Origin of the sequence: Dietzia sp. 2505 (assembly GCF_040546785.1) — a bacterium.
Taxonomy (GTDB): Bacteria; Actinomycetota; Actinomycetes; order Mycobacteriales; family Mycobacteriaceae; genus Dietzia.
On the sequence record NZ_JBEPON010000004.1, the window covers coordinates 326,765 to 340,169 of the forward strand.

The 13,405-nt window shown below is 72.7% G+C and carries 9 protein-coding genes; 4 read left to right on the forward strand and 5 right to left on the reverse strand.

What is annotated here, in order from left to right; translation table 11 throughout:
• Positions 1–25: 25 nt before the first annotated feature.
• From ABIE38_RS10575 to ABIE38_RS10585, 3 genes are read right to left on the reverse strand one after another with little or no spacing between them, the layout of a single operon-like run.
• Positions 26–1,489 carry an NAD-dependent succinate-semialdehyde dehydrogenase gene (locus ABIE38_RS10575; protein WP_354056049.1) on the reverse strand — a complete coding sequence of 488 codons (1,464 nt, stop codon included), beginning with the start codon at positions 1,487–1,489 and terminating at the stop codon, positions 26–28.
• Complete coding sequence (locus ABIE38_RS10580; RefSeq protein WP_502914765.1) at positions 1,486–4,572, reverse strand: FAD-binding and (Fe-S)-binding domain-containing protein; 3,087 nt, start codon at positions 4,570–4,572, stop codon at positions 1,486–1,488. The genes ABIE38_RS10575 and ABIE38_RS10580 overlap by 4 nt, the downstream gene beginning before the upstream one ends.
• Positions 4,554–5,843: an aspartate aminotransferase family protein gene (locus ABIE38_RS10585; protein ID WP_354056050.1), complete on the reverse strand. Its 1,290-nt coding sequence runs from the start codon at positions 5,841–5,843 to the stop codon at positions 4,554–4,556. The genes ABIE38_RS10580 and ABIE38_RS10585 overlap by 19 nt, the downstream gene beginning before the upstream one ends.
• 85 nt (positions 5,844–5,928) lie before the next feature.
• Here ABIE38_RS10585 and ABIE38_RS10590 point away from each other — a divergent pair, with 85 nt between their 5' ends.
• A complete protein-coding gene (locus ABIE38_RS10590) occupies positions 5,929–6,918 on the forward strand; it encodes a D-2-hydroxyacid dehydrogenase (RefSeq protein ID WP_354056052.1) in 990 nt (329 codons plus the stop codon).
• An 84-nt stretch (positions 6,919–7,002) separates the two neighbouring features.
• Complete coding sequence (locus tag ABIE38_RS10595; RefSeq protein ID WP_354056054.1) at positions 7,003–7,863, forward strand: phytanoyl-CoA dioxygenase family protein; 861 nt, start codon at positions 7,003–7,005, stop codon at positions 7,861–7,863.
• A 12-nt stretch (positions 7,864–7,875) separates the two neighbouring features.
• Here the strand turns inward: ABIE38_RS10595 and ABIE38_RS10600 are convergent, their stop codons facing one another.
• The gene (locus ABIE38_RS10600; protein ID WP_354056056.1) at positions 7,876–8,796 is read right to left on the reverse strand and encodes a LysR family transcriptional regulator; all 921 of its coding nucleotides are present in this window, start codon (positions 8,794–8,796) and stop codon (positions 7,876–7,878) included.
• Between the two features lie 151 nt (positions 8,797–8,947).
• On the opposite strand from ABIE38_RS10600, the gene ABIE38_RS10605 reads away from it, so the two are divergent.
• Positions 8,948–10,183 (forward strand): Glu/Leu/Phe/Val family dehydrogenase, encoded by a 1,236-nt coding sequence (locus ABIE38_RS10605; RefSeq protein ID WP_354056058.1) that lies wholly within the window; start codon positions 8,948–8,950, stop codon positions 10,181–10,183.
• A 116-nt stretch (positions 10,184–10,299) separates the two neighbouring features.
• Here ABIE38_RS10605 and kstR read toward each other — a convergent pair whose 3' ends face one another.
• Positions 10,300–11,028 (reverse strand): cholesterol catabolism transcriptional regulator KstR, encoded by a 729-nt coding sequence (gene kstR / locus ABIE38_RS10610; protein ID WP_354056059.1) that lies wholly within the window; start codon positions 11,026–11,028, stop codon positions 10,300–10,302.
• A gap of 166 nt (positions 11,029–11,194) precedes the next feature.
• Here kstR and ABIE38_RS10615 point away from each other — a divergent pair, with 166 nt between their 5' ends.
• Complete coding sequence (locus ABIE38_RS10615; RefSeq protein ID WP_354056061.1) at positions 11,195–13,396, forward strand: acyl-CoA dehydrogenase family protein; 2,202 nt, start codon at positions 11,195–11,197, stop codon at positions 13,394–13,396.
• Positions 13,397–13,405: the final 9 nt, after the last annotated feature.

Here is a 13,405-nt window from a genome sequence, read left to right on the forward strand (position 1 = left end):
TGGAACGTCCGCAGGCGGCAGGCGGTCAGCGCACCGGGATCGCGACGAGTTTGGTCTCCACGAACTCCTCGATACCGGTCAGGCCGCCCTCGCGGCCCAGCCCCGACTGCTTGACGCCCCCGAACGGCGCGGCCGGGTTGGAGACGATCCCCGTGTTGACGCCCACCATGCCCGCCTGCAGCCGCTCGGACATGGTCATCGCGCGGTCCAGGTTCTCGGTCATCACGTAGGAGACCAGGCCGAACTCGGTGTCGTTGGCCAGGGCCACCGCCTCGTCGTCGGAGTCGAACGGGATCAGTGCGGCCACGGGACCGAAGATCTCGGTGGACATCAGGTCGGAGTCGGCCGCCACCCCGGTCAGGACGGTGGGCGGGTAGAAGTACCCGGGTCCCTCGGCCCGCGAGCCGCCGCACAGCACCTCGGCGCCGCGGCCCACGGCGTCGTCGACCAGTTCGACCACCTTCGCCACGGCCTTCTCCTCGACGAGCGGGCCCACGTCGGTGCCGTCCCGGGTGCCGTCGCCGACGGTCAGTGCGGACATCTTCTCGGTGAGGCGCCGACCGAACTCGTCGAGCACCGAGCGGTGGACGAGGATCCGGTTGGCCGACGTGCAGGCCTCACCCATGTTGCGCATCTTGGCAGCCATCGCCGAGGCGACGGCAGTGTCCATGTCCGCGTCCTCGCACACTACGAACGGCGCGTTTCCGCCGAGTTCCATCGACGTGCGCAGCACCCCGCGCGCGCACTGCTCGAGCAGGGTCCGCCCGACCGGCGTGGACCCGGTGAAGGACAGCTTGCGGGCGATCCCGGAGTCGATCCACGGTTCCACCACACTGCCCGGGTCGGTGGTGCACACCACGTTGAGCACACCGTCGGGGAGTCCAGCCTCGCGCAGGAGGTCCACCACGTACAGCGAGGTCAGGGGCGTGAGGTTGGCCGGTTTGAACACCATGGTGCAGCCGGCGGCGATGGCCGGGCCGATCTTGCGGGTGGCCATGGCCAGGGGGAAGTTCCACGGGGTGATGAGGATGCAGGGCCCGACCGGTTCGTGGGTCACCATGAGACGGGTCCTGCCGTCGGGCGAGCGGCGGGCGTCCCCGCGGATGCGGCAGGCCTCCTCGGAGAACCAGCGGAAGAATTCGGCCCCGTAGGTGACCTCGCCCTTCGCCTCGGCCAGCGGCTTGCCCATCTCGGTGGTCATGAGCAGGGCCAACTCGTCGGCTCGGTCGAGGATCAGCTCGTACGCCCGGCGCAGGATCTCGGCCCGGTCGCGGGCGGGCACGGCCGCCCACTCCGGCTGCGTCCGCCCGGCGGCCTCGATCGCGGCGGCCGCGTCCTCGGCCCCACCGTCGGCGACGGTGGCGATGGACTCACCGGTCGCGGGGTTGACCACCTCGAAGGTGGCACCGGAGGCGGCGTCGCGCCAGGCCCCGTCCACGTGGACGCCGGTGCCGAGCGCGGCGATGATGTCGGTGACGGATCGGGTCATGTGGGCCTCCTGGTGGGTGCGGGGCTGGGGCTGGGAACGGGGCTGGGGCTGGGAACGGGGCGCTGACGAGGGTCCGGGTCGAGCAGTTCGAACAGGTGCCGGCCCTCGCGGCCGGCTCCGGTGGTGGGGTCGGTGGCCCCCAGGTGGCCGACCTGGGTGGCGCAGGAGAATCCGTCGGTGAGCACGGGGGCGTCCGGGTCCGCCCGCAGGGCAGGGGCCAGGGCCTGCTCGGCGACGGCCGCGGTGACGGCCTCGTGGCCGGCGGTGAACCCGAAGTCCCCGGCGACGCCGCAGCAGCCGGTCGCTTCACGGACCGACCCCACGCCGAGCGCGGTGAGGGTCGCCCTCTGCACGCGGTTGCCGAACGTCGCGTACTCGTGGCAGTGGGTCTGCACCGTGACCCTGTCCGGGGCCGCGCCGCGGGGCCAGGCGGGGGCGCGCCCCTCGCCGGCGAGTCGGCCCAGGTGATCGGCCGCCGACCGGACGCGGGCAGCGACGCGGCGGGCGGCGTCGGCGTCGGGGGTGTCGGCGAGCAGGCGGGGGAGGTCCTCGCGGAGGGTGGCCGCGCAGCTGGGTTCGACGACGACCACGGGGACGCCCTCCCCGTCCGGTCCGCGGATCGCGTCGAGGTGACGGGCGGTCGCACCCATGGTCCGGCGGGCCGTGTCCAGCCGGCCGGTGGTGACGTGGGTCAATCCGCAGCAGTGGCCGGCGCTGCACGCGACGGACGGATGCACGCCGCCCAGGACGCGGGCGGCGGCGCCGGCGACGGCGGGGCGCAGGCCACGGGTGAAGGAGTCGAGGAAGAGCACCACCTCCGCGGAGGTGCGCCCCGGTCCCGGCTCGCGTACGGACCACACGCTGCCGGGGACGCGGGCGAGCTCCTCGCGCAGCTGACGGGCGGACGCGAAGCGGGGCATGGTGCGCTCGGTGCTCAGGCCGCCCATCCGTGCCGCGGCGCGGCCGGCGCGGGTCCCGAGCACGGCGTTGAGCGGTCCGGCAGCGCGGACCGTCCCGCGGAGCCACAGGGGCAACAGCCCAAGGGAGTAGTGGGCGAGCGGCCGGACCCGCCGCCGGTACCGGCGGTGCAGGACCTCGGATTTGTAGGTGGCCATGTCCACGCCGGTGGGGCAGTCCGAGGAACACGCCTTGCACGCCAGACACAGCTCCAGTGACTCCTCGACGGCCGGGTCGTCGACGGGCAGCGTCCCGCGCACCACCTCCTGCAGGACCCGGGCCCGGCCCCGGGTGGAGTCCTTCTCGTCACCGGTGGCGCGGAAGGACGGGCACATCACGCCGCCGGTGGAGGTGCGGCACCGGCCCACTCCGATGCAGGCCTGCACGGGGTGGGCGCCGTCGGAGGAGGTCAGCAGCCCCAGATCGCGGCGGCCGACACCGGCCAGGGCGAGATCGGCGTCCAGGGGCCGCGTGGCGGTCAGCCCGCCCGGGGCGAGGATCCCCGCGGGGTCCCAGACTCGGGCGAAGCGCGCGAAGGTGTCCAGCATCTCGGTCGAGTACATGACCGGCAGCAGTTCCGAGCGCGCCCGGCCGTCGCCGTGTTCCCCGGAGAGCGAGCCCCCGTGGCTCACCACCAGGTGGGCGGCGTCGGTGCAGAAGGCGCGCATGACGCCCCGGCCCTCCTCGGACCGCAGGTCGAAGCTGATGCGGATGTGCATGCACCCGGCCCCGAAGTGCCCGTACATGACGCCGGTGAGGCCGTGCCGGTCGAGCAGCCGCCGGAAGTCGGCGAGGTAGTCGGCCAGGCGATCGGGGGCCACGGCCGAGTCCTCCCAGCCGGGCCAGGACTCGATGGTCGCCCCGGTCGAGGGGTCGGTGAGTCTCGAGCTCAGCCCGGCGCCGTCCTCCCGTACCCGCCACAGGTCGGCGCGGGCCACCGGGTCCGTCACGACCAGCGCCTCGGTGGCGTGGCCGGCCCCGGTGAGCTCCGCGGCCAGTCCGGCGACCCGGTCGTCGAGCGTCCCGGCCGTGGCGTGGTCGGCTCTGGCGGCGTCGTCGTCGAGTTCGACGAACAGCCACGCCCGGCCCGCGGGGAGGGCCGCCACGGCGTCGGCGCCGCGTCGCTCGCGCATGGTCTCGACGATCACCTCGTCGATCCCCTCGACCGCGGTGGGGTGGTGCCGCAGGATCGCGGGCACGTCCCGGGCGGCGTCCACGACGTCGGCGTACCCCACGACGAGAAGCCCGGTCCGAGCGGACCGGGGGACCGCGCGCATGGTCGCGGCGGTGACCACCGCGCACGTGCCCTCGGAGCCCACGAGGGCGCGCGCGACGTCGAAGCCCTCCTCGGGCAGCAGGTGGCGCAGGTGGTAACCGGACACCTGGCGGGGTAGGCGCCCGAGCTCGGTGCGGATGGCGGCCAGGTGGTCGGCGGCGAGGTCGCGCAGCTGTGCGCCGAGGTGCTCGGCGCGGGCCGTGGCCGCCGCGTCCGACGGGTCGGTGGCCTCGACGCCGCTGCGCGTGGCGGTCAGGCGCAGACCGTCGGCGGTGACGATCCGCAGCGACACCACGTGGTCCGCGGTCCTGCCGTGGCGCACCGAATGGTTGCCGCAGGCGTCGTTGCCGATCGCCCCACCCAGGCACGCCCGGGACTGACTGGACGGATCGGGGGCGAAGGTCAGGCGCTCGTCGGTCGCGGTGTGGACGGCCGCGCGCAGGGCGGTCAGGACGCACCCGGCCTCGGCGGTGACGGTTCCGGCGCCCTCGTCCACCCCGAGGACCCGGTTCATGTGCCGAGACAGGTCGATGACCAACCCGGTGCCGATCGCGTTGCCGGCCATGGAGGTCCCGCCGCCGCGCGCGGTCGCCGGCACGCCCAGCCGGTGGCACACGGCCAGGGCGGTGGCGACCTCGGGCTCCGATCGTGGGAACAGTACGGCCGCCGGCACGACCCGGTAGTTGGAGGCGTCATAGGAGTACTCGGCGATCCGGCGGGGGTCCGACTCGGGCGCGAGGCCCGCGCCGACGAGCGCATCCACGAGCGCGCCCACCCGCCCGCCGGGATCCGCGTGCGACTGCCCGGGTGCGGCCGGTGCGACGCGGGAGGTCACGCCGCCCCGTCGCACACCCGGTGGACCGCGCGGGTGAACCGCTCGACGCCGGCGTCCACCTCGTCGGCGGTCACCACCAGCGCGGGGATGAGGCGCACCACCGAGCCCGTGGGGCCACAGGTGAGGGTGAGCAGATCCTCGTCCACGCACGCCTGCTGGACCGCTCCGGCCAGGCGGGCGGCCTCCACCGCGCCGGCACTGCCGGCGGGGGCGGTCGGGTCGCCGAACTCCACGCCCAGCATGAGCCCGGTCCCGCGGATGTCGCAGATCTCGCTCACGTCGCCGAGGCTACGCTGCAGCCCTTCGAGGAGCTGGGTTCCGCGCTCCGCGGAGTTGGCCACGAGACCCTCCCTCTCGACCACCCCGAGGGTCGCCACGCCCGCCGCGGCCGCCACGGCGTTGCCGCCGTAGGTCCCGCCCTGCGATCCGGGCCAGGCCTTGGCCATGATCGCCTCGGGTGCGGCGATCGCGGAGATGGGGAAGCCAGAGGCGATCCCCTTGGCGGTGATGATGACGTCAGGCACCAGGCCCTTGGTGTGCTGGTGGCCCCAGAACCGGCCGGTGCGCCCGATGCCCGCCTGGACCTCGTCGAGCACGAGCAGCGCGCCGATCCGGTCGGCGCGGTCCCGAAGCCCCTGCAGGTAGCGCGGAGGGGTGGCCATGTAACCGCCGTCGCCGAGGACGGGTTCGATGAGGAACGCCGCGATCTCGCGGGCGTCGACGCGGGAGGCCATGAGGTAGTCCAGCTCGGCGAGGGCGAAGTCGATCGCGTCGTCCTGGGTCCACCCGTGCCGCAGGGCGTGCGGGAACGGGGTCATCACCACCCCGCCCATGAGGGGGGAGAAGCCGGCGGAGAAGCGCGTCCCGGCGGTGGTGAGGCTCGCGGCGGCGACGGTGCGTCCGTGGAAGCCGCCCTGGACGGTGACGATGTTGGGCCGGCCGGTGGCCATGCGGGCCAGCCGGACGGCGGCCTCGACCGCCTCGGAGCCGGAGTTGGCGTAGAAGACCGAGTCGATCCCCTCCGGCAGGTGTTCGCCGAGCTTCTCCGTCAGCTGGAGCAGCGGTTGGTGCATGACGGTCGTGTACTGCGCGTGGATGATCTTCCCGCACTGCTCGCGCGCGGCGGCGACCACGTCGGGGTGGCAGTGGCCGGTGCTGGTCACACCGATGCCGGTCGTGAAGTCCAGGTAGTCGCGGCCGTCGGTGCCGTGGATCCACGAGCCGAGGGCGTGGTCCACCACGACGGGCGTGGCCTGCTTGAGAAGGGGCGACAGGTGCGCGGTCATGGGGCCAGTGTGTGACCCCTCAGGGCAGATTGTCAACAATCCGACGATCGGCGGCGTGCTGCCGCGGGCACGCTACGGTGTGTCCATGACGCAGCAGCACCGGTCCCCGGGCACGCGACCGACAGTCGTCCTCCTCACCGCCGACGGCGTCGTCCCACCAACCCACCTGGTCGAACTCCGTGAACTCGCCGACGTGCGGGAGTGCACCGCCGACACCCTCGCCGAGGCGCTGCCCGGCGCCGAGGTGCTGTTCGTGTGGGACATCTTCTCCGACGCGTTGGCCTCCGCCTGGCACGCCGCCGACGCCCTGCGGTGGGTCCACGTGGCGGCGGCCGGGGTCGATTCGCTGCTGTTCGACGGGCTGCGGGACTCGGACGTCCTGGTCACCAACGCCCGTGGCGTGTTCGACGGGCCCATCGCGGAGTACGTGCTCGCCTGCGTCCTCGCCCACGACAAGCAGTTGCACCGGACGGAGGCACTGCGACGCGCCGGGGTGTGGCGCCACCGCGAGACCACCCGCGTGGCGGGACGCCGCGCGCTCGTCGTGGGGACCGGGGGGATAGGACGGGCCACCGCGCGGCTGCTCAGGGCGGTGGGGGTGGACGTCCGCGGGGCGGGGCGTCGACCATCCGACGACGACGAGGACTTCGGGGTCGTCCTGGATTCGTCCCGACTGGCCGAACACCTGGGCGATGTCCACCACCTGGTCATGGTGGCCCCGCTGACCGAGGCCACCCGCGGGATGCTCGGGTCGGCCGAGTTGGCCGCGCTCCCGGACGGCGCCCACGTGATCAACGTGGGGCGTGGCCAACTGGTGGACCAGGAGGCCCTCATGCAGGAGATCGCGGAGGGCAGACTCTCGGCGCACCTGGACGTCCTCGTCGTCGAACCGCTGCCCGACGGCGACCCGCTGTGGACCCTCGACGGCGCGCACGTCAGCCCCCACATGTCGGGCGACGTGGTGGGCTGGCGGGACACCCTCTCGAGGCAGTTCCTCGACCACCTGCGCACCTGGGTGGACGGAGGCGAGCCCGGTCCGCTGGTCGACAAGAGTCGGGGATACGTCAGCGGTTGACCGGTTGTCCGTGACCGTGGTCACTTCTACGGTCGGGGCCAGAGGCGGGCCGACAGGGCCCCGCCCCCGACCGAGAGGAGACGCATGACACTGGCCGTCGACGGCTACGTCACGCGCGTGACCACCGCCCCGATCATCATCGATCGACCGGACCCGGTGGTGTGGTCCCGATCCGACGACCCCGAGATCCAGCAGTTCGCCGAACGCGGCTACGTGCAGAGGGAGGGCGCGCTGGACGCCGGCAGGGTGGACGCCTGCCTCGAGGAACTGCACCGCATCGGTGCCGACCCCGCGATGGCCGCCGACCCCCGGGTGATCCGCGAGGCGGCCAGCGACGCAGTCCGGTCCATCTTCGACGTCCACACCCTGAGCGAGGTCGTGTGGGAGGCGGTCGAGCACTCCGGTGCGATCGACCTGGCCCGCGAGATCCTCGGCTCCGACGTCTATGTGCACCAGAGCCGCCTGAACTACAAGCCCGGGTTCGCGGGCGGGGCGTTCTACTGGCACTCGGACTTCGAGACCTGGCACGCCGAGGACGGCATGCCCCGCCCCCGGGCGTGCAGCGCCTCCCTCGCGCTCACCCGCAACGAGGTGTACAACGGCCCGCTGATGATCATGCCGGGCACCCAGAAGTACTTCGTGCAGTGCGCGGGCCAGACCCCGGAGGACTACTACAAGGAATCCCTCGTGGCCACGGCGCCGAGGGTCGGGGTGCCGTCCGAGGAGCACATCTCGGAGTTGTACCGCTCACACGGACTGGACGTGCTCACCGGCGGAGCCGGGTCGATGACGGTGTTCGACTGCAACACACTGCACGCCTCCGGCGGGAACATCAGCCCGGTGCCGAGAGCGAACGTCTTCATCGTGTTCAACAGCGTCGAGAACGGCCTGGCCGACCCCTTCGCGGGCACTCCGCCGCGGCCAGACTTCCTCGCCTGGCGCTGATCCCGGTCGGAGCTATCGCGCCCGCGGGGCGTCGAGCCCCAGACCGAGGGCGGCCTCGGTGAACGCTCCGACGAAGGCCTGCAGGGGTCGGCGCCGCGCATCGCGCTCGCGGTAGGCGATCGAGACGGTCCTGGTGAGGGCGTCGCTCAGCGGTATCACGTCCACGTCCGCGGTCGAGGTGCCCAGCCCGAGGTCGGAGGCCAGGGTCACGCCGAGGCCCGCGGCGACCAGGGCGAGTGCGGTCGACTGCTCACCGGCCTCGTGACGGATGTCCGGTTCGAACCCCGCCTCCCGGCAGGCGAGCCGTACCGCCCTGCCGAAGTGGGAGCGCGGGTGGGCCAGGACCCAGGGCTTGCCCGCGAAGTCACCCAACGCCACCTCGCCGGCGTCGATCGACCCGCGTGGGGCCACGAGGTGCAGTGATTCCACGGCGATGGGTGTCCGGGTGAGCTCGGGGACCCGGGCCATCGTGTAACTGGAGTAGTCCAGGACGAAGGCCAGGTCGAGGGAGCCGTCCCGGACCGCGCCCGTGGTGTCCTCGGGGGCGAGCTCGCGGCTGCGCACCTCGATCCCCGGGTGGTCCCGGGCGAGCACCCGGATCCCGGCGGGCAGCAGGGTCGTGGCCACCGACGCCCAGACCCCGGCGGTGAGGGTCGTCCCGACGCCGGCCCGTGCCGATTCCATCGCGTGCCCGGCGTCCTCCACCGCGGCCAGGATGGTCTCCGCGTGCCCGGCCAGGACCAGCCCGGCCTCGGTGAGCCCGATCCGGCGTCCACGACGCTCGAACAGGGGGGTCGCCGCCTCCCGTTCGAGAAGGGCGAGCTGCTGGGACACGGCGGAGACCGTGTAGTCCAGGGCCCCGGCGACGGCGGTCACGGTCCCGCGACGCTCGAGCTCGCGGAGCAGTCTGAGTCGGTGTAGTGACGGCTCCATGGCCCCGAGCGTAGGGGCTGACCGGGGACAGTGCAGAAAAAGTGAACGGTCGGGTCCATCGATTCTCGCTGGACCCGGGCGAGTTCCCACGCCCATGCTTGGGGGACCCCGCCGGAGAGTCGGGACGAGGCGTTTTCAGGAGGCGAGCATCATGACATCCATCGAGATCCCGGGTTTCACCGCGACAACCGGGTCGGTGCCGGTGGCCGTGCCGGCTCCACCCGTGGAGAGTCCCGCCGCCCGCGAACCGTACCTGCGGCTGCACTGGAAGGACGACGTCACCGGCGCCCGCGGTTTCCTCGTCGTGGACACCCTCGTCGGTGGCCTGGCCACCGGCGGGACCAGGATGCGGGCCGGCTGCACCCTGGGCGAGGTGGAGGACCTGGCCCGCGGCATGACCCGTAAGACCGCGGCCTTCGACCTCCCCGTCGGCGGTGCCAAGGGCGGGATCGACTTCGACCCCAAGGATCCCCGCGCCGCCCGGGTACTGGGCCGGTTCTGCGAGGCGATGCGCCCGTTCCTCGACCGCCACTGGGTGACCGCTGAGGACCTGGGGGTCCCGCAACACCTGATCGACGGGGTCTTCGCCGGGCTGGGGATGCGGCAGTCGTACCACGCGGCCATCGAGCGCGCCGAGGATCCCGCCGCGACCGCCGCCCGCATCTTCCGCGGGCTCACCGCCGAGGTGCCCGGCGGGCTGCTCGGCGACGTGATCGGCGGGTACGGGGTGGCGCAGGCGTGTCTGGCCGCGGCATACGTGCGCGGCTGGGACGTCGGACGAACCACCGTCGCGGTGCAGGGTGTGGGCACGATGGGCGGCGCCGCCGCCTGGTACCTGCACGAGGCCGGGATGACCGTGGTGGCGATGGCCGACGCGGCCGGGACGCTCTACGACCCGGCGGGCCTCGACGTCCCGGCGCTACTGGCGACCCGCGACCGCTTCGGTGAGATCGACCGAGGGGCCGTGCCCGCCCGCGTCCAGCGGCTGGAGCGGGACCAGATCATCGGGATGGACGTCGACGTGCTGGTCCCCGCCGCGGTCTCGTACGCCATCACCGCGGACAACTGCGCGTCGGTCACCGCGTCGATCGTGGTGGAGGCCGCCAACGCCGCCACCACCATCGACGCCGAACTCGACCTGACCGCGCGCGGGATCGCGGTGCTACCGGACTTCGTGGCCAACGCCGGCGCGGTGGCCTGGGCCTGGTGGCTGATCCTCGGTGAGGTCGACGAGCAGCCCGGGACCTCGTTCCTGCGGCTTAGCCGGGAGATGACGGCCAAGGTCTCGGACCTGCTCACCGACTGGACTCCCGCGGACGGCCCGGTGCGCTGGACGGCCGACGTCTCGCACCTGGTGCGTCAGGTCCCGACGGTCGTGGTGCCCTGACCGAGGGGGCTCGAACCCCTGGCCGCCTGAGCACTCCAGGCGCGCGACACCACCGCAGCCGCACACGGGAAGTCCGTGTGCGGCTGCCGTCGCGGCGGGGTGGGTGAGGAGGTCGGTCAGGCCCCGGGCTCGGCCGCCGTCTCCGTGTCCCCCTCGGACACCCCGTTCCCCTTGCCGATGGCGGTGTGCAGCCGCGCCCGGCGGGGGGAGTCGTCCGTGCCCAGCAGGAGGTCGATGGTCAGGCCCAGTCGACTGTTGACGTCCGCTGCCGAGGACCGCCTGGTGAGCCAGGAGACCAGGTTGGACATCCACACGTCGGAGACCACGCGGGCGATCGAGAGCTGGACCTCGTCCGGCTCCCCCTGGGCCATGGCGCGGGCGATGATCCGGTCCATGTAGAAGCCCACCTCCTCGACCTCGTTGGCCACCGACGCGTCGGCGAACATGAACGCCCGTGTCATGGCCTCGGTGAGGTTGGGATCGCGCTGCATGGACTTGGTGATCATGTCCACCACGACCTTCATGCGCTCCTGTGCGGTGTCCCCGGGCGGGGCCGAGCGCTCCGTGCGCTGGTCCAGGCGGCGGAACTCGCGGGCCAGTGCGGAGACAAGGAGGTGGACCTTGGAGGGGAAGTAGCGGTAGAGCGTGCCCACCGCGACCTCGGCCTTCTCGGCCACCGCGCGCATCTGCACCGCCTCGTACCCGCCCTTCGCGGCCAGGGCCAGCGTGGCGTCGAGGATCCGGCGACGCCGCTCCCGCTGTGACGAGGTGCTGGGCTCGTCGCCACGGGTCGCGGGATCAGACGCGGCAGGACCGGAACCGGTCTCGGTCGAGCTCTTGGTCATGAGGCGAGCCTCCTGGGCTGGCGAGCGGCCGATGGGGGCCGGGTTCGGTGTTCACGTCCTGCTGGTGCATTCTAGAACACGGTTGTTAGAACACGTTCTACTATGGGGGAGTGCGCCGGTCCGCGGACCGGCGCCGGTTCGAACCCCGTCTCGACGAGGAGCCACCGTGAGCATCGCCACCACCCCGGATCAGACCGAGATCCAGAACTCGATCAAGTCCTGGGCGAAGTCCGTCGATCCCGTGGACACAGTACGCGCCCAGGAGACTGACCCGGACGCCTGGAAGGCGCATTGGTCGCAGTTGGCCGAATTGGGGATCTTCGGCGTGGCCGTGGCCGAGGAGCACGGCGGGGCCGGGGCCGAGATCGTCGACCTGGCCTGCATGCTCGAGGAGGCCACCGCCCGGATGGCCCCGGGCCCGATCCTGTCGACCGCCCTCGCGGGCGTCCTGGTCTCGCGTGCCGGGGGCGAGGTGGCCTCCGCGCTGGGCGAGGCCATCGCCGAGGGCGGACTGACCGTCGGCGTCTGCCTGGGCCTCGGGGCGGCGACCCTCGAGTGCTCGACCACCGGGGGCTCGACCACCGGGGGCTCGACCACGGTGACCGGTGATCCGGGTGTCGCCTACGGCGGGACCACGGGCGGCGGGATCCTCCTGTCCGTCGAGGTGGACGGGCAGACCCGGTGGGCCCTGCTCGACGGGGACACCGAGGGGCTCTCCGTGACCCCCGCGACCCCCTACGACCTGTCGGCCTCCATCGGTCACGTGTCCCTGCAGGGCGTGCGCATCCCGGACGACCGGATCCTCGACGGCATCACCACGGACCTCGTCCTCCAGCTCTTCGTGACCCTCGCCGCCGCGGAGGCCGCCGGGGTCGCCGACTACACGCTCACCACGGCCGTCGAGTACGCCAAGATCCGCGAACAGTTCGGCCGGACCATCGGCTCGTTCCAGTCCATCAAGCACCTGGCGGCCGACATGCTCTGCCGCACCGAGCAGGTCCGCGCCCTGGCGTGGGACGCCGCGTCGGCCGCCGAGGACCTGCTCGCCGAGGACTCGGAGCTGCCCGTCGCGGCGGCGGTGGCCGGGGCCCTGGCCTTCGACAACGCCGTGCGCAACTCCCAGGACTGCATCCAGATCCTCGGCGGCATCGGCTTCACCTTCGAACACGACGCCCACTTCTACATGCGGCGGGCGGGCGCACTGCGCCAGGCGATCGGCGGGTCCGCCCGCTGGCGGCGCTCGCTGGCCGAGCTCACCCTGGCGGGCACCCGCCGACACCTCGAGATCGACCTGACGGAGGTCGAGGGCCTGGACGCCAGGCGCGAGGAGATCAGGGCCCTCGTGGCGAAGGTCGCCGCGGTGTCCGGTGATGAGCGCAAGCGGGCCCTGGCCGACACGGGCCTGTTCATGCCGCATCTGCCCGAGCCGTGGGGCCTGGGGGCCTCGCCCGCCGAGCAGCTGCTCATCGACGAGGAACTCGAGTCGGCGGGCGTGACCCGGCACGAGATCACCATCGGCGGCTGGGCCGTCCCGACGATCCTCCAGGCCGCACCCGAGCACGCCGACCTGCTGGTGCCCGGCACCATGGCCGGCGAGATCAAGTGGTGCCAGCTCTTCTCCGAGCCCGGCGCCGGCTCCGATCTCGCCGCGCTGCGCGCGACCGCCGAGAAGGTCGACGGCGGGTGGCGGATCAACGGCCAGAAGGTGTGGACGTCCCTGGCGCGCGAGGCCGACTGGGCGATGTGCCTGGCCCGGACCGATCCCGACGCCCCCAAGCACAAGGGCATCACCTACTTCCTCGTGGACATGAAGTCCGAGGGCATCCGGACCAGGCCGCTGCGCGAGATCACCGGCGAGGCACTGTTCAACGAGGTCTACCTCGAGGACCTGTTCGTCCCCGACGAGTTTCAGGTGGGCCAGGTGAACGACGGTTGGAAGATCGCCCGCACGACCCTGGCCAACGAGCGGGTGGCCATGGGCGGCGGTTCCTCGCTCGGCGACGCCGCCGAGGAGATCGTCGGCCTCATCCGCGCGGCGGGGGCGGAGGACGACGCCCTGGTGCTGGACGAGCTCGGAAAGCACGTGGCCGACGGTGTTGTGGGGAGTCTGCTCGACCTGCGCACCGCCCTGCGGACCCTCTCCGGTTCCGGCCCGGGCGCCGAGTCGTCCGTCCGCAAGATCGTGGGCGTGCGCCACCGCCAGGACATCGCCGAGTTCGGACTCGAGCTCACCGGCACCGGCGGGGTCGAGTTCACCGAACAGGGGCGCAAGTTCCTCATGGTCCGCTGCCTGTCCATCGCCGGCGGCACGGAACAGGTGCTGCTCAACGTGGTCGGGGAACGCATCCTCGGCCTGCCCCGCGATTGAGCGGCGTCA

Coding starts and splice junctions, on each gene's coding strand:
- ABIE38_RS10575 (WP_354056049.1), bottom strand. CDS start 1,489: ATGACCCGATCCGTCACCGACATCATCGCCGCGCTCGGCACCGGCGTC.
- ABIE38_RS10585 (WP_354056050.1), bottom strand. CDS start 5,843: ATGACCGCGCACCTGTCGCCCCTTCTCAAGCAGGCCACGCCCGTCGTG.
- ABIE38_RS10590 (WP_354056052.1), top strand. CDS start 5,929: ATGACGCAGCAGCACCGGTCCCCGGGCACGCGACCGACAGTCGTCCTC.
- ABIE38_RS10595 (WP_354056054.1), top strand. CDS start 7,003: ATGACACTGGCCGTCGACGGCTACGTCACGCGCGTGACCACCGCCCCG.
- ABIE38_RS10600 (WP_354056056.1), bottom strand. CDS start 8,796: ATGGAGCCGTCACTACACCGACTCAGACTGCTCCGCGAGCTCGAGCGT.
- ABIE38_RS10605 (WP_354056058.1), top strand. CDS start 8,948: ATGACATCCATCGAGATCCCGGGTTTCACCGCGACAACCGGGTCGGTG.
- kstR (WP_354056059.1), bottom strand. CDS start 11,028: ATGACCAAGAGCTCGACCGAGACCGGTTCCGGTCCTGCCGCGTCTGAT.